The organism is Streptomyces sp. NPDC048269, from assembly GCF_040652395.1.
In the GTDB taxonomy this organism is placed as follows: Bacteria; Actinomycetota; Actinomycetes; order Streptomycetales; family Streptomycetaceae; genus Streptomyces.
Genome location: NZ_JBEZLW010000024.1, coordinates 13,127 through 32,883 on the forward strand (window position 1 = coordinate 13,127; position 19,757 = coordinate 32,883).

A 19,757-nucleotide genomic window follows, 5' to 3' on the forward strand; every position below is an offset into this window, starting at 1 on the left:
TCCCCTCCCGCCAGGAGCCTTCGGTGAGCGGCAGCCGGGCCAGATCGGATTCCGCGCGGAGCCGACTCCGCCACGGGGGAGCCCGCACGCGGCGGCGACACCCGTGGCGGCGCGGCTCTTGGACTCGGCGGAGGCCGGCCCCCGCCGGCAGCAGGCGCGGCACCGAATGAGTACGCGTACTCATGTGGCCCGGTCTTCCTTCGCGGACGCTGTCTACTCCATGACGGATCATCAAGGAGCAGACGTGATACGTGCGAGGAAGACTGTGGCCGTGGCGACGCTGGCGGCCTTCGCCATGGCAGGCCTGGGAGCGGTACCCGCAGCCGCGGCGGCCGACCCGCTGCTCCCTCACCCCGGGCCCGACGGTCTGGTGTGGGTGGAGGAGCGCACCGGAGACGGCGGCGTCGTGTCGGCGGGCGCCTGGGACGGGCTGCCGACCGTACTCACGGTGGCCTGCGAAGGGGGCGGCAGCGTGCGGGTGACGATGGAATCGCAGGGGTTCCAGGTCGCCTCCTTCGCCGTGGACTGCCCGGCCGGAAGCGCGGGCGTGGGCTCGGTGACCATGGACGCGGGCGTCGTACGACGCGGATCCTTCTCCGTGTCGGTGGACGCCTCGGCGGAGAACATCCGGTGGTCCCTGACGGTGACGCAGCCGGAGTAGCGCTGGCTGTCGCACGCGGCCCCCCTCACGCCCCGGCCCGGGGGCACGTGATGGGATGCACGCATGACCGGGCCGACGCTGCGTGACCGTATCGAGCACTACTACACCCATGTGCCCCTGCTGTTCGCCGAGGCCGAGGAGTTCGGCACGCTGCGGCTGTTCGTACGCCGGGCAGCGGGCGCCCCCTACTACGGCGGGCCCTCGCACGCGCAGCCGGCCCCGGGGGACGGCGGGCGGACGGTGAAGGCCGCCGATCTGGAACGGGTACGGGCCCGGCAGCGGGAGCTGGGCGTGCCGCAAGCCTTCGAGTGGCTCGCCGAGGCCAGGCCCGGGCTGCGCGCCACGGTCGAGGGAACGGGGGTCGCGGTGGAGGAGCGCCCGCTGATGGTCCTCGACCCGGCGCGGGCACCGGCCGCGGTGCCGCTCCCCGCGGGGGTGACCGTACGGGCCGTGGCAGCCGACGACCCCGCCCTCGCTGCCGTACTCGCCGTGCCGAACCTCGCTTTCGGAGGACCCGCGTCCGTACCCGCCGGAGAGATACCGGCCGTTCGGCAGACCCTGCGCGACGGTACGAAGGTGCTGGTCGCCGCATTCGCACCCGACGGCTCCCCGCTGGCGGCCGGACACTACCACCCGTGCGGCGGTGCCACGGAGATCGGCGGGATCGGGACCCACCCCACTGCGCGCCGCCAGGGTCTCGGGGCCGCCGTGACCACCGCCCTCGCCGCCCACGCCGCGGACCGCGGGGTGCGGACCGTCTTCCTCGCGTACGCACAAGAGTCGGTCGCCCGGCTCTACGCCCGTCTGGGCTTCCGGCCGGCCGGCACCACCTTGCTGATCGCCGGCCAGCCCGCCCGCGGCCAGCGGCCGACGGCCGGGTGACACCTCCGGCGACCAGGACGGTGGCCCCGGCGGGAGTACCCGGGCGTCGCAAAAGGAATTGACGATCGCCGGGGCCCGGCGATCGGATGGGCAGCCTATGACCACAGGACAGATGGACCCCGGCCTGCACCCCGTCGACGCCGGCCTCGTACGGCGACTGGTCGCCGGGCAGTTCCCCCGGTGGGCGGGGCTCGCGGTGGAGCGGTTCCCTTCCGGCGGCACGGTCAACGGCATGTACCGGCTGGGCGACGACATGGTCGTACGGCTGCCGCTGGTGAAGGGCGGAGCCGAGGACGTGGCGATGGAGCGGGAGTGGCTGCCCCGTCTCGCGCCCCGGCTGCCCACGCCCATCCCCGAGGTGCTCGGCGCGGGGGAGCCCGCCGAGGGGTATCCGTGGCCGTGGGCGGTGTACCGGTGGCTGGACGGGGAGAACCCCGAGGCGGGGGCGCTCGGCGAGCCCGTGCTGCTGGCCGAGGATCTGGCCGGGTTCGTGACGGCCATGAGGAGCGTCACCGCGCCGTCGGCGCCGGAGGCGTACCGTGGCGGGCCGCTCGCCTCGCTCGACGCGGCGACCCGGGCGGCGATCGGGAAACTGCGCGGGATCCCGGAGGAGGGCGTCGACTGCGATGCCGTGGCCGCCGTATGGGAGGACGCGCTGCGGGCCCCGGGCCCTGACGGGCCGCCGGTATGGCTGCACGCCGATCTGATGCCGGGCAATCTTCTGGTGCGCGGTGGCAGGCTGTCCTCGGTGATCGACTTCGGGTGCATGGGTGTGGGCGATCCGGCCTGCGACCTGTTCCCCGCGTGGAATCTGCTCCCGGCCGGTGCGAGGGAGGTCTTCCGCGAGGCGCTCGGCGTGGACGACGCGACCTGGAAGCGCGGCCGGGGACGGACGCTCTCGCAGGCGCTGATCGCGCTGCCGTACCACCGGAAGAGGAACCCGACGATGGCGCGCAACGCCCGGCACGTGATCCGGGCGGTCCTGGAAGAGGGCTGAGGGCCCGGATCACCGCTACGCCGGCGGGAGCTCGTGGAGGTGCCCCTCCGCCACGAAGGCGACGCCGCCCCCGACGCACACGGACCGGATGTCCTGGCCGTCCCCTTCCGCGCTGACGGTCATCTCGCTGGGGCGCCCCGTGAAGCGTCCCTGGCGCAGGACCGATCGCTCGCCGGAGCCGATGCGGCCGTGGCGGCGCAGATGAGCCGCGGCGCAGCCCGCACCGCTGCCGGTGGCGACGTCTTCGAGGACGCCGCCGTTGTCCCGGTGCCGTCCCTCCAGCGCGGCGGCATCGAGCAGGTAGGCGAACTGGGCGCCGAGACGCGCCAGGGGCGTGTCGAGCGGCGCGCCGACGCGGGCCCGGGCAAGGGTGTCCGTGATGCTCAGCATCTGGGCGTCCGTCAGCGCGTCGGCGTCGGGGAACACCGCGAGGCTGTTGCCGCTGTAGGGAGGGCCGTGAACACGTCGACGTGGGTGTAGCGCATGGGGCCGACGCTACCGGGGGAGTTCACGCGCGGTCCGCAGCGGCGAGAGCAGGAGGGGGAGCACGGCCAGGAGTTCGCCCACGGCTCCGGTCCACAGGGCCGTCCGCGCGCCGAAGTGCTCACCCAGCAGCCCTCCGACGAGCGCACCCACGGGCATGCACCCCCACACCACGAAGCGGAAGGTGGCCGTCATCCGTCCCAGGAGCGGCTCCGGGCAGACCTGTTGGCGGACGGTGACCGAGGTGATCTTGAAGGTCATGAACGCGGTCCAGCCCAGGCCCTGGAGAGTTCGAGGGGCGGTCGCCGATCCCGGGCGGCATGCCGTTCATCTGCCGTGGATCAAGCAGGCGTTGGCCCTCCGGCAGGACCGCCTCGCCGGAAGAACGGCACCGCTGCATGCCCTGGTGGGCCGGGACGGCGCGGTACGGAGCTTCCTGACGCCGCCCCCGCGGTGTCCGCTGGCCGAGATGGAGGAGGAGCTCGCCGCGCTCGCGGCCCTGCCGGCCGAGAGGGTGCGAGCCGGGCTCGAAGCGGCCGCCCGGCGAGGTGCGCTGACCGCGTTCGAGCAGCGGCTGGCCGAGGACCCCGGACGGGTACTGCCCGAGCTGGCCGAGGCGGTGCTCGCGTGGTGGCGTGCGGGTGTACGCCCCCACTGGCCGCGGATCCGCGCCGTACTGGAGGCCGACGTCGCGTACCGGACCCGCCAGCTCGCCGAGGACGGAATCGGCGAGGTGTTCGCACACCTCCATCCGGCGCTGCACTGGAGGGGCGACCGCCTGGTGTCCGGCGACCTGCCGACGGGGGAACTCGTCCTGGACGGCGGCGGGATCACCCTGGCCCCCAGCGCGTTCGCGGTCCGCTGCCGTCTGCTGGCCGGTCAGTCAGGGCAGGGCGGGGCGCCACCGTGCGCGGTCTACCCTTCTCGGGCGGTGGGCACTCTGTGGGAACGGCGTGACGCCGCTGGGGACGGCTTGGCCCGTCTGCTGGGCCGCAGCCGTGCGCAGGTCCTCACCCATACCAGCTCGCCGTCCACGACGACCCGGCTGGCCGCACGGACCGGGCTGAGTCTGGGCGCCGTATCGCAGCACCTCGCCGTACTGCGAGAGGCCGGTCTGGTCACCAGCCACCGTTACCGGCGCGAGGTCCATTACACGGCCAGCGACCTCGGGAACGCCCTGCTGGAGCGGGCGCGGTGACCTGGCTGCGGCCGGTCCGCCACGCGCGGCGGGCATCGGCACGTCCCGCCGACAGTGCGCGGACGCCACGCGCGGTCGGGCCGTGAGCTTTGTGACGACTATGTCAGCGGGCAGAGATTGTCTCCCCCCATGAGGGGGAGACGCTTTCCACGCTCGGGGGATCCGCCGTCCGATCGCGTGCGGTTGTCTGGAGACATGAAGACCACGACAAAACGCCTGTTCACACTGGTTCTGCTGACTGCGATCGCGGTTACCGGGCTGTCTGCGCCGGTCCAGGCCCAGCCGCCGGACGGCGACATCCGGGCGCGGATCGAAGCCGTCCCCGGAATGCGCGTGGTCGGCGAACGGCCCGCCGCCGCCCCGGGCCAGATCGTCCTCGACCTCGCCTACCGCCAGCCCGCCGACCACCGGCACCCCGACCGGGGTTCCTTCGACCAGAGAATGACTCTGGTGCACAAATCGACTTTGCGGCCCATGGTGCTCTACTCCAACGGCTACGACCTCGGACCTTCGCCGAACCGCCCGGCGGAGCCGACCGACGTGCTGGATGCCAATCAGATCGCCACCGAGCAGAGGTTCTTCGGGACATCCAGGCCCGGGGGCTCGGACTGGTCGACGCTCACGATCTGGCAGGCGGCGAGTGACCACCATCGCCTCATCGCCGCGCTCAAAAAGGTCTACCGCGGCGCGTGGATCTCCACCGGCGGCAGCAAGGGCGGGATGACGGCCGTCTACCACCGCCGTTTCTACCCGCAAGACGTGGCCGGTACGGTCGCGTACTCCGCCCCCAACAACACGGACGACCGGGACGACACCGCGTACGACGCCCGCCTCGAGCAGCTCGGCACCGCGGAGTGCCGCGCCGCGATCAAGTCAGCGCAGCGAGAGGCGCTGACGCGGCGCGGGTCGATGACGGAGCGGTACGGCCGGTGGGCCGAGGGCGAGAAGAAGACCTTCCAGATCATCGGCAGCGCGGATCGAGCCTTCGAACTCGCCGTGCTGCGCCTGCCGATGATGTTCTGGATGCATCAGCCCGCGGACGGCTGCGCGTTCATACCTCCGCCCACCGCGACTGACGACGCGCTCTACGCATGGGTCGCCGAGGTGACCCAGCTCCCGGTGTACACGGACCAGACCCTCGAAGCCTTCACGCCGTACTTCTATCAACTGGGCACCCAACTCGGATACGCCCAGTTCACCGCCCCCCACCTGGACGGGCTGTTGCGCTACCCCGGCATCCAGGAGATGCGTACCTACGTGCCGAAGGACATCCCCCTGCGCTTCCAGACCGCTGCCATGGCGGACATCGACCGCTGGGTACGCCATCACGGCAGCTCACTCATGTTCGTCAACGGCGAGAACGACATCGCGGTCGCGGAACCCTTCCGCCTGGGCGCCGGCGCCCGCGATTCCTACGTGTTCGACGTGCCCGGCGCCAACCATCACATATCCATCAAGGGCCTCCGCCCGGACGACGCCGAACGGGCCGCGACCGCACTGCGCCGCTGGGCGGGGCAGGCGGGCACAGCGGTTCGCTAGGCCGCCGGGCTGGTCGTACGGCGCGCCGAGCTCGCTCTCCGCGCCGGCCGTCGGCAGCCGACCGCCGGTCACAGGGGACGGGGTGCGCCGAGCAGTCGTGTGCGGAACAGGTCGAGGACCGTGTCCAGTGCCTGCCGGGTGGGCTGCCCGGGTTCGTCGACGAGGTGCTCCGTCAGGACGGAGTGCGGCGGAAGGGCGCTCTTGGGGTTCGCGGCGCTGTCGTCCAGCTCGACGGCGACGAACGCGTCGCCGAGTTCGCGCCGGAGGTACGCGAACCGGTCCCCGGGCACGAGCCGGTCACCCCGGAACCGCAGCCCCAGGACCTGGAGCCCCTCGCGCTCGCAGCGCCGGCGGACGACGGCGAGTTCCCCGGGGCTGATGTCGATGGTGCCCGCGCGGCTCCTGGTGCAGGCCAGCGGCAGCGACGGCTGGGACAGGACCGGGGCGACGAGGCGTGAGTCCGTGGCCATGGCCAGGGCGAATCCACCGGTCAGGCACATCCCGACGGCGCCCACTCCCGGGCCGCCGCAGCGTTCGTGCTCGGCGGCGGCCAGGGCGCGCAGCCATCGTACGACCCCCGAACTCCGGCCCGTGGCCAGCAGCGTGAATTCCCGGCTCACGCACACCTGCCACAGAGAGGACGCCATGGCGCGGCCGACACTCGGCCAGCCGGAGGAGGTGGGATCCGCGTCGCGGCCGGGTGTTCCGAAGAGCACCGGGAGCACGGCCGTGCAACCGGACGCCGCCACGTGTTCGGCGAACTCGATGACCTTGGGGGTGATGCCCGGTATCTCCGCCATGATGATCACGGCGGGGCCCGTGCCCCGGCGCAGTACCCGGCGGGTGGCGCCGTCGTGGGTGAACGTGCTCTGGGTGAAACCGGTCAGGTCGTGGTCCGCCACGGGCCTGCTCCCTCCGCTGACTCTCCTGGACCACCAGCAAGTTACCGCCAAGTAAGGCTCTGTGGCCGCTGTTGGCGACATGTTTTTCATGGCGGGCCCCCGTCCCCGGGAGGCGCTCGGGAGGGCGGCGTGGTCTCCTACCAGGAGGCACGCCGCGTGCGCGGCAGCACGGACGTGGGCGGACCCATGAGCACACCTCAGTCGGAGCCGGGCGCGGGTGCGCGGCCGGGAGTGGCGGCGCATCCGGGCCGCCACGCCAACTGGCTCGAACTCTTCTTCGACCTCGTCTTCGTCGCACTCGCCGCCCAGTTGTCGCACGGCCTCCATGGTGACCCCGGGCTGCGCGACTTCGCCGTGTTCCTGGCGCTCTACTTCCCGCCCTGGTGGCTGTGGGTCAACCTCACGGTGTCCTCGAACCTCTTCGTCGACAACAGCCCCCGCCGCCGGCTGCTCATGCTGTTCGCCATGCTCTGCATCGCCGTGATGGCCGCAGCCGTCCCCGAGGCCGACACCGACCGCGGCTCCGTCTACGCCCTCGGCTACGCCGGCACCCGGCTCGTGCTCCTCGGACTCTGGTGGCCCGCCACCCGCTACCCCGAACCCGATCGCATCCCCCGCTGGCGTCCCCTCAGCTACTGCCTGGCCTCCGGCCTGCTGTGGGCGGGCTCCGCCGCCGTGCCCGCACCCTGGCAGTACGTCGTCTGGGCCGGCCTGATCGCCGGCGAGATGGCGCTGCTGCTCACCTCGCGGGGCAGAGGCGTCCCCGGCAGCCTGGACACCGGGCATATCGTCGAGCGGGTCGGGCTCTTCGTCATCATCGTGCTCGGCGAATCGGTGATCGCGCTCGTGACGTCCGCCGACCACGTCTGGACCCTGCGGGCGGGACTCGTCGGTGTCCTCGGCTTCGTACTGCTCGCCACCCTGTGGTGGTCGTACTTCGACTTCGGATCGACCTCCGCCGAGCTGATGCTCGGCTCCGCGCAGGGCCGTGACGCGTACCTCCTGGCCCGCGACGTCGGCGGCTTCCTGCACTTCTTCGTGACCGCGGGCGTGCTGTGCATGGCCGGCGGTCTGGCCACCGCCGTCGAAGAGGCCGACCACGCCCATCTGCCGACCGGAGCCGCCTGGGCCCTGGGCGGCGGTCTGGCCCTCTACCACGCCGCCCACGCCGCCATCGCGCTCCGCTTCCACCGCCCTCCGGGGTCCGTCGCCGTCTGGGCCGTGCCCGGCATCGGCATCCCGCTCCTCGTCGTGTGGGCCGCCGGCGGCCTCGCGCCCTGGCTGGTCGTCCTGCTCCTGTCCGCCGAGGCGTTCGTGCACCTCCTTTACGCCCGCCACGTGCAGCGACGCCGCCTCGCGAATGCGGCGACCGGTCGGTGAACGCGCCGCTGAGCCGTTCGTGGGCCTACCCGCCCTTCAGGCGGCGGCCGACCTCCTCGGACACGCGGCGGTGAAGTTCGGCGAGTTCCGCGGCGCTGTAGGCGGTGAGATCGCCGACGTCCCGTGGGGCCGTCCCGGTCTCGCTCTTCTTCTTCTGCTCCTCCTGACGTTTGAGCTCCTGTTCCTCCGGCGATCCGGGCGCCGCGTAGCCACACCGGATGAGCGCTCCGTCAGCGGCCTTCAGACAGGTCGCCTCACGGCCGGCGACCTGGCCTCTGCCCTCCACCCGGTACCGGATGTTCTGCTCGCTGCCGATGGTCGCCGTCCAGGTTCTGCCGCCGGTGGGAACGACCTCGAACACCATGTCGTCGTTGTAGCAGCAGACGTCCCGGTACTCGGCCTTGATCAGTGCGACGAGCGCCTTCGGCGACGACCAGGTCGGACTGAGCCGGTGGACGGTCATCGGGGCGAGCCCGCCCCCCTGATGGCGGGTCGGCACCGTCGACACGGCCACGACCGAGCTGGCCTCCCCCTGGGGCGTGAGCGGGGTGACGTACGCGCTGCTCCCCGACCCGTCGCGGTACTGCAGGGCGAACTCCGACTCGTTGCCCTCATTGGCGCCGTCCTCGGAGGCGTCCCAGCCACTGCGTTCGAACCACCAGTCGGCGAAGCTGCCGACCGCGGCCGTCGCCTCCCGCTGCCGGGCCGCGATGCTCATCGGATAGGACGGGCCGGGTACCGCCGAGGTGTCGGTGGTGATCGTCAGCTTCCCGGTCCGCCCGTCGTAGAGCGCGAGTCCGGCGGGCCTTTCGGTGACGACCAGGAACCCGGTCTGGCGCTTGAGGGGCACGACCACGATCGGTGTGTCGCCCGAGCAGGTCACGTAGGCGTCGCCGGTGTCGAACCGGACCCAGCGCTTCTCGGCCGAGATCTTCCGGCCGAGGTTGTGGTTGAACCAGCCGCCGATCCGCGCGTCCGCCACCCCCACGTCGAACGCGCAGCGCTGCTGGGTGCGACTGTTGCCGCCGAGCGGGATGTCCTGCACCAGGCCGACCTCGTAGCCGGCCAGCCAGCCACGCCGTTCCACCAGCGTGGCGAACCTGTCGGAGTCGGGCAGGTAGGTGATGTCGGAGATCTCGCCGGTCACATCGCCCAGGTGAGGAGCGGCCTGCGCCCTACCGACCACGTACGGCGCCCGCGCCGCCAGCTCGGGCACCGGCTCGGAGACGATCCGCACGTGCTCCATGTACGCGCGGTCCTGGAGGTACGCGCCGTAGACCAGCCACGCGACGGCGAGGCCCAGCCCGACGACGGCCCCGAGGCACCCGACGACCACCGCCGCGTCCGACCCGTCCGAGCCGGTCTCCTTCCGCCGCCGGAGCCGCTTCACCACCAGCCACGGCAGGGCGACGAACGCCGCGAACAGCAACGGCACGGCCAGCCAAGAAACGATCTTCCGCAGCTCCCACGCGACGATCGTGGTGACGTAGGAGGCGTACCAGAGCGCGAAACCCGCCAGAAGAACGGGTATCCCCACCCGCAGTGCCCGACCCATCAGCGCCCCCCGACGTCAGTTCCCTCGATTCTGCACCGCGCGTCAGGCCATGTCAGCCAGTCGGCTGACGTCGTCCGGCAGTCCGCCTGCTCGGGGCTTGCTGGCATGCTCATTACGTGATCAGCGAACCGGCACGGCCTCGGGCCGTGAAGTACGTCCTGTTCGATGTCGACGGCACATTGATCGATGCCGTGGACAATCAGCGCCGGGTCTGGCTGACGTGGGCGGAGCGGTACGGGCTGGACCTCGACGAGGTCCACCGGGTCGCGCTGCGGACCAGGCCGATGGAGACCTTCGCCCACGTCGCTCCGGACAAGGACCCCGCGGAGTGTCTGGCCGCTTTGCACGAGCTGGAGGACGAGGACGTCCGGTCAGGTGTCTACGCGGCTTTCGACGGCGCCGCAGAACTGCTGGCCGCGCTGCCGCCGGACCGCTGGGCGCTGGTGACGTCGAACTACGAGCACCGCGTGCGCGGCCGCTTCGCGCGGACCGGCTTGCCGGTCCCGGAGGTCCTGGTGGACGCGGCCGCTGTCGAGGAGGGCAAGCCGTCGCCCGTGCCCTATCTGCTGGCCGCCTCGCGACTCGGCGCCGACCCGAAGGACTGTCTCGTCATCGAGGACGCTCCTACCGGGGTGCAGTCCGGGCTGCGTGCCGGAATGACCGTCTGGGGGGTCAACGCGCCCGTGGCGGTGGACGGAGTACATCGTCACTACGCAAGCCTGCGCGAAGCGGTCTGCGACCTCCTCGACCTCCTCGACACCGCCGGTATCCGCGGCCTCACGTCCGGCGTCCCCGCGGAGAAGCCGTCCGGCTGAGGCTGAGCCATTGGCAGCAGGGGGCGCGTAGGGTGCTCGGATGATCGGAACACCAGAGGCCTTCTCGCGGAGCACCATCGAGCGCGAAGGAGAGGCGGGAGCGGCGTGGCTCGCCGGACTTCCGGGAATCGTGGACGAGTTGCTGGGGCTCTGGGGGTGCGTGCCGGACGGCGAGGTCATGCACGGGGGTGTCGGCGTCATCGTCCCGGTGCTGCGGCGGGACGGTGGGACCGCCGTGCTGAAGGTGTCCTTTCCGCATCCCGGCAACGTCCACGAGCCGGACGCGTTCGCGGCGTGGGGCGGGCGCGGAGCCGTGCTGCTGCACGAGCGGGACGACGAGCGCTTCGCGATGCTGCTGGAGCGGGTTCGGCGGTCGACCCTGGCGGAGGTCGCGGACGGCGACGAGGTGGTGCGGATCGCGGGGCGGACAAGCCGCCGGCTGGCCATCCCCGCGCCGCCCGGTCTGCCCCGGCTACGGGAGCAGGCCGACGCCTGGGAGGAGCAGCTGCGCAAGGACGCAGGGGAGCTGGCGCACACGCTGTCGCCGTACGTGGTGGACGCCGCGGTGGCGACCGTCCGCGAGCTGGGCCGCGACCAGCCGGACACCCTCATCCACGGCGACCTCCACGCCGGGAACATCCTGCGAGCGGACCGCGAGCCCTGGCTGGCCGTCGACCCCAAGGGCTACGCGGGAGACCCCGCTTACGACGGCGGCACCCTGCTCAAGTCGCGCGCGTTGACCCTCCTCGAAGCCGACGACCTGCGCAAGGCCGTCCACCGCACCGTGGACGTCTTCGTCGAGGCGGCGGAGCTCGATCGCGAACGCGCCCTGCGCTGGGCCCAGTTCCATGCGGTCCAGGCTGCCTTCTGGGGTCGCCGCCACGGCTTCCGCATCGCCCGCAGCGGGCCACGACTGGACTGGATCACCGCATTCGCCGACGGTCTGGCAACGCTGCTCACGGACGGCGGCCAGGCCGCTTCCCGGCGTGCCGCCTCTCAACCTTCCTCCGACACACCGAGATCGTGACGCATGGCGGTTCTCATGGCTCGGAGCATGTCCCAGACCTCATGCTGGGCCCGCGACGCGGTCTCCATCGTCTCGCCGGGCCCGGGGGCGCCTCGTTCGAGGCGTTTGACCTGGCCGTAGGCCTTGTTCAGGGCCTGGTTGACCACACTCGCCCGCACGAGCACTTCGTCGGAGGCGGTCATCTGGGCTTCGGAGTAGCGATCGCGGTGCGCGTCCTTCGCCTCTTCGAGCGTCTTCCTGTCGGACTCCTCCGCGCCGCGTTCCCTCAGAACGTGCAGGTGGCGGTTGAGCGCGGTGGTGAACTGCCGTGCCTCGCGGTTGAGTTCCACGTAGCAGGCACGTCGCAGCGTTCGGCTCTCGCGAATTTCCTCATGGCCACGGACGAGCTCTATCTCCCGGCGCTTCGCGCGTTCGAGGCCGCGCTGGGTGAGCAGCGCTCCTCCGAGGGTTCCCGCGACGCCCGCCACCGCGATGACCACTGAACCGAGTTCCACCGACGCACCCCGTGAAGTCCTCCGGCCTCGTGCCCGCTGCACATGCCCCCGTCCATTCTGCCTGCGGCGAAGTCGCGGCCTCGGGAACGGGGCCATCGACTGACGTCCCCGGCCCGCAGGGGTCGATGCGGTGGAACGCCTCGTCTGCACAGGGTCGTTAGCCTGTGCTGATGGGACTGGACATCACCGTGGTCATGGCCGACTGGGAGCAGCTGGCGCGGATACCGGCGGGCGGGCGCCTGGAGGCGCTGACCGACGTCGTGTTCCCGGACTTCTGCTGCGTCCCCTGCGAGGAGGCCGACCTGGCCGTCGAGGGAGGCTGGGTGTGGCCGCGGCAGTCGTCGTGGTGCGCTGAGTACCGGTTCTTCGGGACCACGGGTTCCTACAGCTGGCACTTCCATCTGGCCAATGCCTGGGACGACATGAGGGTGTCCGCCGCGCCCGGCCTGCGGGACGCCCTCGACTGCTTCCTCGGCGGTTTGGTGTGGGGCGGCCCGTACGACGCCGCGGGGGTGGGCCGGGACGATGATCCCGCGTCGGTGGGCGGCTTCCCGGACGATGCCGCGCCGTGGCGCCCCCGGGTGCTCCTGATCCGTGCGCCGGACGAGGTGCCCGCGCTCGTCCGCGCCTGGGAAGTGGCCGCGCCGCGGTTGGAGGAACTCCGCGCGCCCTTCGACACCGAGGCCGGCCGCTGGGCGGCTCGGCCCGACACCTTCGACGGCGCCGTCGCGCTCCTGCGCGAGTGGGGCGAGGTGGTCACGCAGGCCGGGGTACGGGGCTGGGGCCTCATCGGACTCCCGTAGAGATTCACGCCCTGCCGCCGGTCGTTTGATGTGCTCCGGACTCCGCACCGGCTGTCAGTGCCGAGTGGGAGACTGCCTGGCATGAGCGAATCGAAACCGAAGGCCGACCTCCTCCGCTACCTGCAAGCCGCTCGGGACGCCCTGATGTGGAAGCTCGACGGGCTCTCGGAGTATGACGTCCGGCGTCCGCTGACACCGACCGGAACGAATCTGTTGGGGCTGGTCAAACACGTCGCCAGTATGGAACTGGGCTACTTCGGCGAGACGTTCGGGCGGCCTTCCGGAGAGCCGTTGCCCTGGCTCGCGGACGACGCCGAACCCAACGCGGACATGTGGGCCGCTGCCGACGAGTCGCGCGAACAGATCGTCGGGCTGTACCACCGGGCGTGGAAGCACTCGGACACCACGATCGAGACGCTGACCCTCGACGCGATCGGCCGTGTGCCGTGGTGGCCCGAGGAACGAAGTGAGGTGACACTGCATCAGATCCTTGTCCACATGGTCGCCGAGACCCACCGGCACGCCGGCCACGCAGACATCGTCCGGGAGCTCGTCGACGGGACAGTCGGTATGCGGGAAGGCAACGACAACATGCCGGAGGGCGACCGGTCGTGGTGGGAGAACCACCGGCTGCGACTGGAGGGCGTGGCAAGGGAATTCGGCCACGGCTGATTCCGCCTCATGGGCCGGGGCGGCCGAGAAGCGCCGCAGCCGCCCGCTGTCACTGGTTTTCACATCACGTCAGCGGGCGGGCGGCGATCGGCAGTTCGGGCCTTCACGAGCGGAGTGGGGCGCGAACGGCGCCCCCACCTGCGACGGGTCGCGGCGAATCCTGACCTCCACCCTTGGATCCCGGGATGTGAGACGCCACACAAGGGGCTTGCCCCGACGGCGAAAGGAAGATTCGATCTTCCACATTGGCGTCGGGCCCGACTTCCCGGCGCCGCGGAGCCGGTGAGATCCACCGGCCGCAGCAGAACTACCCGGCGCCGGAGAACCCCGGCAGCCGACAAGGGGGATCTCTTGACCATGACCACCGAGTCCCATCGCCACATGGGCACGGGCATAGGCGTGGACAGCATCCGCTACGTCCACACGCTCGGCCCGCAGGGCACGAACCTGGAAGCCGCCGCCCATGAGTGGCTGCACCGGCGGGGCATCGACGGGAAGATCGAACTCCACGCGTCGCTGGAGGCCGCCCTCGACGCGGTACCCGACGACGGGGAGCACGCACTGGCGGCCTGCGCGGTCTATCCGGACCTGCACACGCTGACCTTCGGCAACCTGCACCGGTTGCGCATGGTCGACAGCTTCATCATGCCGACCCACAACATGGTCCTGGCGAGCGCGGGTGCGGACGATCCGCGTACCGTCTCCACGCACCCCGCTCCGGTCGGCCTGGTCTCGGCGCACGCCGAGTCCCGCCTGGTGCTGAGCAACTCCCAGGCCGCCATCGACTGCGCCGCCGGCCGTACCGAGGGCTGCATCACGACCATCGTCGCCGCCGAACGGCACGGACTGCGCGTCCTGCGCGACTTCGGCCCGGTCCCCATGGTCTTCACCATCCACCAGGTGCTCGCGACGGATGACGAGGCGGCCGGCCGGCGCGAGACCATCGGGGCGATGCTGTGACGACGAGCGCCCCCCTCACCGCTACCCTGCGCGCCGATGCGGCGGACCTCTCCCGCTCCCTCGTCCCCAAGGTCAACCGCTTCCGCCGCCGCCAGGCCGACGACGGAACGGTGCCGGAGCCGCAGGCCGCCGACCGGGACCTGCTCCTCGCCATCCGGGACGAGGCGGCTGCCTGGTACCGCCGCAACGAACGGGCACACCAGGCCGACGCGCTCGTGGCCGACGTGGACGGATGGATCGCCGACGGCCTCGACAGCGCGCCGCACTTCGCCCGCTCCCGGGACGCGCTCCAGCCTCCTGCCGACGGGACGCCGGTCTTCTTCCTGGCCCCCGCGCAGACCACCAACAGCGTGCCGCCAGTGGGCAAGCGGCTCGACTGCTTCTTCGCACTGCGCAAGGAACCCGACGCGCTGCCGGACCTGGCCACGACCTTCCCGCATCCCAAGAACAACTGTCAGTCGCTGGTCCTCATCACCGGCAGCGACGGCTTCGCCCACGGCAACTGCCTCGTGTTCTTCCCCGAGAACGTGGCCGCGCGCGACAAGGTCAAAGAGCAGCCCTACGCGATGTTCTTCTACAACAAGATGCGGAAGATCCACGAGACGTACGCGCTTCCCGGCGCCGAGTCGGTCCTCACCGCCGAGTCCGTACCCCGGGCCTCGTCCGGGCTCGCCCCCGAGGACTGCTACGAAGCCCGCGCGATCTGGGGGTACCTGCACGACTCCATGCACTACCAGGGCCGTTGGCCGTTCGACCAGCACATCTCCCTGAAGATGAACTGGTTCGTCGGCCTCCTCGAAGAGACCAAGGTCGACGCCAAGACCGTCCTCGCCTGCGCGGGCGGCGGGGTGCCGTTCGCGCGGGAACAGATCGACATGATCCTGCTGGAGCGGATCTTCCGCTACCCGCAGGCGGACGACGCCACCCGTAACTTCGATTCCGGCACCGGCGTCTTCCTCTACTCCTGGCTTCGCGCGCACGGCGCCCTGACCGGATCGCCCGAGACCGGCGGACTGCTGCACTTCGACCGGGACAAGACCCTCGACGCCCTGCGCGAGTACGTCGCCACCGTCGAGGAACTCGAAGAGCAGGTCACCACCGACGACGAATACCGGACCGCGGCCAAGGCGCTCGTCCGTACCTACCTGCCGGAGGGCGAGGTGAAGCAGCGGTACCGCTTCACCGAAGACCAGAGCGTGCTGCTGCGGGCCAAGCAGCCGCTGGCGGCGCTGCCGCCGCTGCGGTTCGCAGAAGCCGAGTGGTGACACCGCCCGTGAGCGACGACCCCGGACACCGTGGCGGCGACGGCCCCAGTGGCACCAGCGACACCAGCGGCCCCGACGGCCTCAAGGGCCCCAACGGCCGCAGTGGCCACGGCATCCGCAGCGGCCGCCTCGGCGTACCCGTCCTGTCCTGCCTGATGGTGCTGTTGCTGGCGACGGGCTGGGTGGTGTCGGGGCGGCTGGTCAGCGGCACCCCGCCGCTGGCCGTCGCGGCCGGCCGCACCGGGGCCAGCTTCCTGGTGATCAGCGCGATCTCCGCGCTGCAACCACGGAGCTGGCCCGCCATCCGGGCCACCGCGGGCCGCCGGCGGGCCGTCGTCCTCCTCGCGTTCCTGGGGTTCTTCGCCTACTACACGGGCACGCTGCTCGGTGTCGACCGGATCGGCGCCTCCCAGGTAGGCCTGGTGGTGTCCCTCCTGCCGTGCATCACCTTCGCCATCGGCATCGTGGCCTTCCGCGAACCCACGAGCGCACGCAAGGCCCTCGGGACCGTCCTGGCCGTCGCCGCGGCACTCGGCTACGCGATCGACGGCGGCTCGGCGAGCGCGGGCACCGGGACGGGCGTACTGGTCACCGGTGTCCTGTTCGCCCTCGCGGGCACCTTCGCGTACGCCTTGTACGGCTACGTGTACCGCCAGCACATGTCCGACGTCCCGCCCATGGCCGCGCTCCCCGCGGTGACGGGTGCGGGCACCGTCATGCTCGGGCTCGCCGCGATCCTCTTCGTACCCCTGGGCACCGTCGGCGCCACGCAGTGGGCCGGGGTCGCCGTGCTCGGCGCGGTGCTCACCGCGCCCGTCTTCCTCATCTCCCACGAACTGATCGTGCGCAAGGGCCCGCTGTTCACCTCCGCCGTCGCCCTGATGGTGCCGTTCCTGGTACGGCTGGGGGAGTGGGCGTGGGGCGCGGCGGACGCACCGGGCCTGCTCTCCGTCCTGTTCCTGGGGCTCTGTTCGGCAGGTGTCTGGATGACGGTCGCCCCTTCGCGTTCCGGGCCGGCAGCGGAAGAGCGCCAGCCCGTCCCCTCGACAGAATCTGGAACAAGCACACCGTGACAGCACCACGCGCGCAGCGCCCCACCGTCGTCCTCGTCTACCAGCGCACCTCGCTCCGCTGGGTCTTCGACAGCGCACTGCGCGCCGGAATCGACATCGTCCTGGTTCCCCGCCCCGACGAGTCCGTATCGCCCGACCGGCTGCCGCCCGCCGTGGTGGACGTCCTCCCGCTGGATGTGGAAGGCGACCCGGCCAAGGCCCTGGCCGTCCTGCGGGAACGTTACGAAAGCACCCCGTTCGACGGCATCACCACGCTCTACGACCCGGCCGTGCCGTTCGTCGCGGACGTGGCCGAAACCCTCGGACTGCCCGGCCTCGGCAGCGCCGACGCGCGGGCGGTACAGGACAAGCGGCTCATGCGACAGCGGCTGGCGGAAGCCGGACTGAACGTGCCCGGCTTCGTCGTCCTGGACGACCCCGGCGCCTGGGCCGGCGACACCGGGCTCACCTTCCCGGTCGTGGTCAAGCCGGCGAACGGCTTCTCCAGCCTCGGTGTGACCAAGGCCGACAGCGCGGAGCAGCTCGGCGCCGTGATCGAGGAGGTCTGGCAGGTCTGCCGGACCAAGCTCGGCCGCGCCACCGGTCTGATCGTCGAGGAGTACCTGGACGGCCCGGAACTCGCCGTCGAGTCCCTCGCCCATCGCGGCGAAGTCACCGTGCTCTCCATCGGATACAAGGGAGAGCCGACCGGCCCGTACTTCGAAGAGGGCGTCTACCGGGCGCCGGCCCCGCTCCCGCCGGACGTCCAGGAGGCGGTGGTACGGGAAGTCGTCGCCGCCCACTCCGCCCTCGGGGTGACCGACGGCCCGGCCCACACGGAACTGCGGCTGCGCGGCGGCGTACGTCCGTACCTGCTGGAGCTCGGCGCCCGCGTCGGCGGCTCCGGCGTCTCCCACTACATCGCCGAGCACGTCACCGGAGCCGATCTCGCCGGAGACGCGCTGCGCATCGCCGCGGGACTCGCACCCACCACCGTGACCGAGAGCCTGACCGACAGCGGGTCCGGCTCGCCGACGCGGCTGGCGCGGGCGGTGGGGGCTGCCGCCAACTACATCGTTCCGTGCGGGGGTTCGGGGCGGATCACCGCGATCCACGGTCTGGACGCATTGGCCGACGATCCTCGCGTGGACCACGTCGTGCAGATGCTGTACCCGGGCGACGTCGTGCGTCCGTACCCGGACTTCACCGGCTATCCGGCGTTCGTCCTCTCCCACCACGACTCCACCGGGGAGGCGGAGGAATTCCACCGCTCCCTCGAACACCTCATCCGCATCGACTACGCACCGACAGGGGCGGCACAGTGAACCACGCGTCCCTCGACGACCGCGACGGCGTGATCTGGCTCGACGGGCAGTTCGTTCCCTGGCGCGACGCCCGCCTGCACGTCCTGACCCACGGTCTCCACTACGGCGGCGGTGTCTTCGAAGGAGAACGGGTCTACGACGGCCACGTCTTCAAACTGACGGAGCACACGCGGCGGCTGCACGAGTCGGCGCGGGAACTCGGCTTCCACCTCCCGTTCCCGGTCGAGGAGCTCGACGCGGCGACGCTCGAGCTCATCGACAGGCAGGGCATCGGCAACGGCTACGTCCGGCCCGTGGCATGGCGCGGCAGTGAGCAGATCAGCGTGTCCGGCGCCGGCACCTCCGTGCATGTCGCCATCGCCGCCTGGGAGTGGCCGCACGTCTTCTCAGCCGACGCCAAGGAGCGGGGGATCCGCCTGGGTACCTCGCGCTGGCGGCGCCCGGCGCCGGACACCGCCCCCGTACGGGCCAAGGCGGCCTCCCTGTACAACATCTGCACGCTGGCGCGCGACGCCGCCGATGAGGCCGGCTTCGACGACGCGTTGCTGCTGGACTACCGGGGCCACGTCGCGGAGGCCACCGGGGCCAACCTCTTCCTCGTGACCGGAGGCGAGCTGCACACGCCGACGGCCGACTGCTTCCTCGCCGGCATCACCCGGCAGACGGTCCTCGACCTGGCCCGTGAGCTCGGCATCCCGGTGGTCGAGCGGCACATCCTCCCCGAAGAGCTCGGGGACTTCGACGAGTGTTTCCTGACCGGCACGGCCTACGAGGTCCAGCCCGTCCGGGCCATCGACCAGCACGAGTACCAGGTGGGCAAGACGACCGTCTCCCTGGTGGAGGCGTACACCCGGCTGGTCCACTCGCGCGGCGTCGACCGGCTTCCCGACCCGCGCTGACCGGGAACGACCGGAACGCGGTGGTCCCGGTCGTGTCGCCGACCGGGACCACCGCCGATCAGGAGATCGCGTACCACTGGCTGGCCCAGCCGGTGTTGATGGTGCTGGTGGACTGCTCGGCGAGGTTCACGGTGGCCGGCAGTGAGGTCTGACCGGTCAGGACGGTGCTGTACCGGAGTTTCGGCGGCGTCAGACCTGCATTGACCGAGATGCCGGCCCCCGTGGACTTCAGGGTGAGGGCGTTCGTGGCCCAATTGCCGTTGAGGAGGAGGGCGATGAAGTAGGTGCCGGGGGCGGCCGTGAACGGCTTGCCGAGGGGCAGTGGTTTGGCGATCGCGTCGGTCATCAGCTGGGGCGAGATGTCCGCGGTGGCCGCGACCAGGGTGCCGGTGGCGTCGTACACGCCGAGGTAGCAGTTGGCGAGCTGGGCGTTCGGGTCGATACCGGCCAGGCCCAGCCAGATGTTCGACCAGGTGATCTGCTCCTGCAGGACGACCCGTACCAGCGTGACCCGCCCGCCGACCCCGGCAGCCGACTGGGCGGTGACGTGTCCCGCGTCGTTGGGGTCCCCGGTCCACGCCAGCAGGTTCTGATCCTGCGGCCGGGGCCCCTGGTACGCGGACCCGGATGGGGAACCGGTCCCGCTGCTCCGGGTGGGCGCGGGCGCGGAAGCCCCCGAGGTCACCGCCCCGCGCGGGCTCTCGCCCGGTGCGGTGCAGCCTGCCAGTACGAGCAGCGCTGCGAGCGCGGCAACGAGGCCGGTCGCGGTGGTGGTGGTGCGGGTGTGCATGGTCCCCCCATGAGGTGCCGATGTGCTGACGGGCCATGGTCACACGGGCCGATCTCCG

The 19,757-nt window shown here is 71.5% G+C and carries 21 protein-coding genes; 15 read left to right on the plus strand and 6 right to left on the minus strand.

What is annotated here, in order from left to right; genetic code table 11:
• Window positions 1-244 precede the first annotated feature (244 nt).
• The 3 genes from AB0D48_RS23875 (at window position 245) to AB0D48_RS23885 (ending at window position 2,540) form a co-directional block, all read left to right on the plus strand.
• Entirely contained in the window at window positions 245-661 is a 417-nt protein-coding gene (locus AB0D48_RS23875; RefSeq protein ID WP_362400378.1) for a hypothetical protein, read from the plus strand.
• A gap of 63 nt (window positions 662-724) precedes the next feature.
• A complete protein-coding gene (locus AB0D48_RS23880) occupies window positions 725-1,543 on the plus strand; it encodes a GNAT family N-acetyltransferase (RefSeq protein WP_362400381.1) in 819 nt (272 codons plus the stop codon).
• A gap of 97 nt (window positions 1,544-1,640) precedes the next feature.
• A complete protein-coding gene (locus AB0D48_RS23885) occupies window positions 1,641-2,540 on the plus strand; it encodes an aminoglycoside phosphotransferase family protein (protein ID WP_362400384.1) in 900 nt (299 codons plus the stop codon).
• Between the two features lie 15 nt (window positions 2,541-2,555).
• Here AB0D48_RS23885 and AB0D48_RS23890 read toward each other — a convergent pair whose 3' ends face one another.
• Both AB0D48_RS23890 and AB0D48_RS23895 read right to left on the minus strand, forming a co-directional pair.
• Window positions 2,556-2,966 carry a PhzF family phenazine biosynthesis protein gene (locus AB0D48_RS23890; RefSeq protein WP_362400387.1) on the minus strand — a complete coding sequence of 137 codons (411 nt, stop codon included), beginning with the start codon at window positions 2,964-2,966 and terminating at the stop codon, window positions 2,556-2,558.
• Between the two features lie 69 nt (window positions 2,967-3,035).
• On the minus strand, window positions 3,036-3,284 hold the full coding sequence (locus AB0D48_RS23895; RefSeq protein ID WP_362400390.1) for a hypothetical protein: 249 nt from the start codon (window positions 3,282-3,284) through the stop codon (window positions 3,036-3,038).
• Here AB0D48_RS23895 and AB0D48_RS23900 point away from each other — a divergent pair.
• Complete coding sequence (locus AB0D48_RS23900; RefSeq protein ID WP_362400393.1) at window positions 3,283-4,221, plus strand: DUF5937 family protein; 939 nt, start codon at window positions 3,283-3,285, stop codon at window positions 4,219-4,221. The genes AB0D48_RS23895 and AB0D48_RS23900 overlap by 2 nt on opposite strands.
• A gap of 195 nt (window positions 4,222-4,416) precedes the next feature.
• Window positions 4,417-5,760, plus strand: a complete 1,344-nt coding sequence (locus AB0D48_RS23905) for a S28 family serine protease (RefSeq protein WP_362400395.1) — start codon at window positions 4,417-4,419, stop codon at window positions 5,758-5,760.
• Between the two features lie 68 nt (window positions 5,761-5,828).
• Here the strand turns inward: AB0D48_RS23905 and AB0D48_RS23910 are convergent, their stop codons facing one another.
• Complete coding sequence (locus AB0D48_RS23910; protein ID WP_362400398.1) at window positions 5,829-6,662, minus strand: dienelactone hydrolase family protein; 834 nt, start codon at window positions 6,660-6,662, stop codon at window positions 5,829-5,831.
• Between the two features lie 186 nt (window positions 6,663-6,848).
• Here AB0D48_RS23910 and AB0D48_RS23915 point away from each other — a divergent pair, with 186 nt between their 5' ends.
• Entirely contained in the window at window positions 6,849-8,042 is a 1,194-nt protein-coding gene (locus tag AB0D48_RS23915) for a low temperature requirement protein A (RefSeq protein ID WP_362400401.1), read from the plus strand.
• A gap of 25 nt (window positions 8,043-8,067) precedes the next feature.
• On the opposite strand, the gene AB0D48_RS23920 is transcribed toward AB0D48_RS23915, so the two are convergent.
• A complete protein-coding gene (locus tag AB0D48_RS23920; RefSeq protein ID WP_362400404.1) occupies window positions 8,068-9,597 on the minus strand; it encodes a hypothetical protein in 1,530 nt (509 codons plus the stop codon).
• Window positions 9,598-9,713: 116 nt separating this feature from the next.
• Between AB0D48_RS23920 and AB0D48_RS23925 the strand changes: the two genes are divergently transcribed.
• Window positions 9,714-10,412: an HAD-IA family hydrolase gene (locus tag AB0D48_RS23925; protein WP_362400407.1), complete on the plus strand. Its 699-nt coding sequence runs from the start codon at window positions 9,714-9,716 to the stop codon at window positions 10,410-10,412.
• A 40-nt stretch (window positions 10,413-10,452) separates the two neighbouring features.
• Complete coding sequence (locus AB0D48_RS23930) at window positions 10,453-11,439, plus strand: aminoglycoside phosphotransferase family protein (RefSeq protein WP_362400410.1); 987 nt, start codon at window positions 10,453-10,455, stop codon at window positions 11,437-11,439.
• Here AB0D48_RS23930 and AB0D48_RS23935 read toward each other — a convergent pair.
• Entirely contained in the window at window positions 11,409-11,933 is a 525-nt protein-coding gene (locus AB0D48_RS23935) for a hypothetical protein (protein WP_362400413.1), read from the minus strand. The two genes, AB0D48_RS23930 and AB0D48_RS23935, sit on opposite strands and share 31 nt — an antisense overlap.
• A 170-nt stretch (window positions 11,934-12,103) precedes the next feature.
• Between AB0D48_RS23935 and AB0D48_RS23940 the strand changes: the two genes are divergently transcribed.
• The 7 genes from AB0D48_RS23940 (at window position 12,104) to AB0D48_RS23970 (ending at window position 18,909) form a co-directional block, all read left to right on the plus strand.
• Complete coding sequence (locus AB0D48_RS23940; RefSeq protein WP_362400416.1) at window positions 12,104-12,736, plus strand: hypothetical protein; 633 nt, start codon at window positions 12,104-12,106, stop codon at window positions 12,734-12,736.
• Window positions 12,737-12,817: 81 nt separating this feature from the next.
• Window positions 12,818-13,408, plus strand: coding sequence for a DinB family protein (locus AB0D48_RS23945; protein ID WP_362400419.1), 591 nt, complete (start codon window positions 12,818-12,820; stop codon window positions 13,406-13,408).
• Window positions 13,409-13,765: 357 nt separating this feature from the next.
• Window positions 13,766-14,368: a bacilysin biosynthesis protein BacA gene (locus tag AB0D48_RS23950; protein WP_362400593.1), complete on the plus strand. Its 603-nt coding sequence runs from the start codon at window positions 13,766-13,768 to the stop codon at window positions 14,366-14,368.
• Window positions 14,365-15,633, plus strand: a complete 1,269-nt coding sequence (locus AB0D48_RS23955) for a DUF6421 family protein (RefSeq protein WP_362400422.1) — start codon at window positions 14,365-14,367, stop codon at window positions 15,631-15,633. The genes AB0D48_RS23950 and AB0D48_RS23955 overlap by 4 nt, the downstream gene beginning before the upstream one ends.
• A gap of 8 nt (window positions 15,634-15,641) precedes the next feature.
• Window positions 15,642-16,706, plus strand: a complete 1,065-nt coding sequence (locus AB0D48_RS23960; protein ID WP_362400425.1) for a DMT family transporter — start codon at window positions 15,642-15,644, stop codon at window positions 16,704-16,706.
• Window positions 16,703-18,010, plus strand: coding sequence for an ATP-grasp domain-containing protein (locus AB0D48_RS23965; RefSeq protein ID WP_362400428.1), 1,308 nt, complete (start codon window positions 16,703-16,705; stop codon window positions 18,008-18,010). Before AB0D48_RS23960 ends, AB0D48_RS23965 begins: the two co-directional genes overlap by 4 nt.
• The gene (locus tag AB0D48_RS23970; RefSeq protein WP_362400431.1) at window positions 18,007-18,909 is read left to right on the plus strand and encodes a branched-chain amino acid aminotransferase; all 903 of its coding nucleotides are present in this window, start codon (window positions 18,007-18,009) and stop codon (window positions 18,907-18,909) included. Before AB0D48_RS23965 ends, AB0D48_RS23970 begins: the two co-directional genes overlap by 4 nt.
• Before the next feature lie 58 nt (window positions 18,910-18,967).
• Here the strand turns inward: AB0D48_RS23970 and AB0D48_RS23975 are convergent, their stop codons facing one another.
• Window positions 18,968-19,699: a hypothetical protein gene (locus AB0D48_RS23975; protein ID WP_362400434.1), complete on the minus strand. Its 732-nt coding sequence runs from the start codon at window positions 19,697-19,699 to the stop codon at window positions 18,968-18,970.
• Window positions 19,700-19,757 lie beyond the last annotated feature (58 nt).

Coding starts and splice junctions, on each gene's coding strand:
- AB0D48_RS23880 (WP_362400381.1), top strand. CDS start 725: ATGACCGGGCCGACGCTGCGTGACCGTATCGAGCACTACTACACCCAT.
- AB0D48_RS23885 (WP_362400384.1), top strand. CDS start 1,641: ATGACCACAGGACAGATGGACCCCGGCCTGCACCCCGTCGACGCCGGC.
- AB0D48_RS23900 (WP_362400393.1), top strand. CDS start 3,283: ATGAACGCGGTCCAGCCCAGGCCCTGGAGAGTTCGAGGGGCGGTCGCC.
- AB0D48_RS23895 (WP_362400390.1), bottom strand. CDS start 3,284: ATGACCTTCAAGATCACCTCGGTCACCGTCCGCCAACAGGTCTGCCCG.
- AB0D48_RS23905 (WP_362400395.1), top strand. CDS start 4,417: ATGAAGACCACGACAAAACGCCTGTTCACACTGGTTCTGCTGACTGCG.
- AB0D48_RS23915 (WP_362400401.1), top strand. CDS start 6,849: ATGAGCACACCTCAGTCGGAGCCGGGCGCGGGTGCGCGGCCGGGAGTG.
- AB0D48_RS23920 (WP_362400404.1), bottom strand. CDS start 9,597: ATGGGTCGGGCACTGCGGGTGGGGATACCCGTTCTTCTGGCGGGTTTC.
- AB0D48_RS23930 (WP_362400410.1), top strand. CDS start 10,453: ATGATCGGAACACCAGAGGCCTTCTCGCGGAGCACCATCGAGCGCGAA.
- AB0D48_RS23940 (WP_362400416.1), top strand. CDS start 12,104: ATGGGACTGGACATCACCGTGGTCATGGCCGACTGGGAGCAGCTGGCG.
- AB0D48_RS23945 (WP_362400419.1), top strand. CDS start 12,818: ATGAGCGAATCGAAACCGAAGGCCGACCTCCTCCGCTACCTGCAAGCC.
- AB0D48_RS23950 (WP_362400593.1), top strand. CDS start 13,766: ATGACCACCGAGTCCCATCGCCACATGGGCACGGGCATAGGCGTGGAC.
- AB0D48_RS23975 (WP_362400434.1), bottom strand. CDS start 19,699: ATGCACACCCGCACCACCACCACCGCGACCGGCCTCGTTGCCGCGCTC.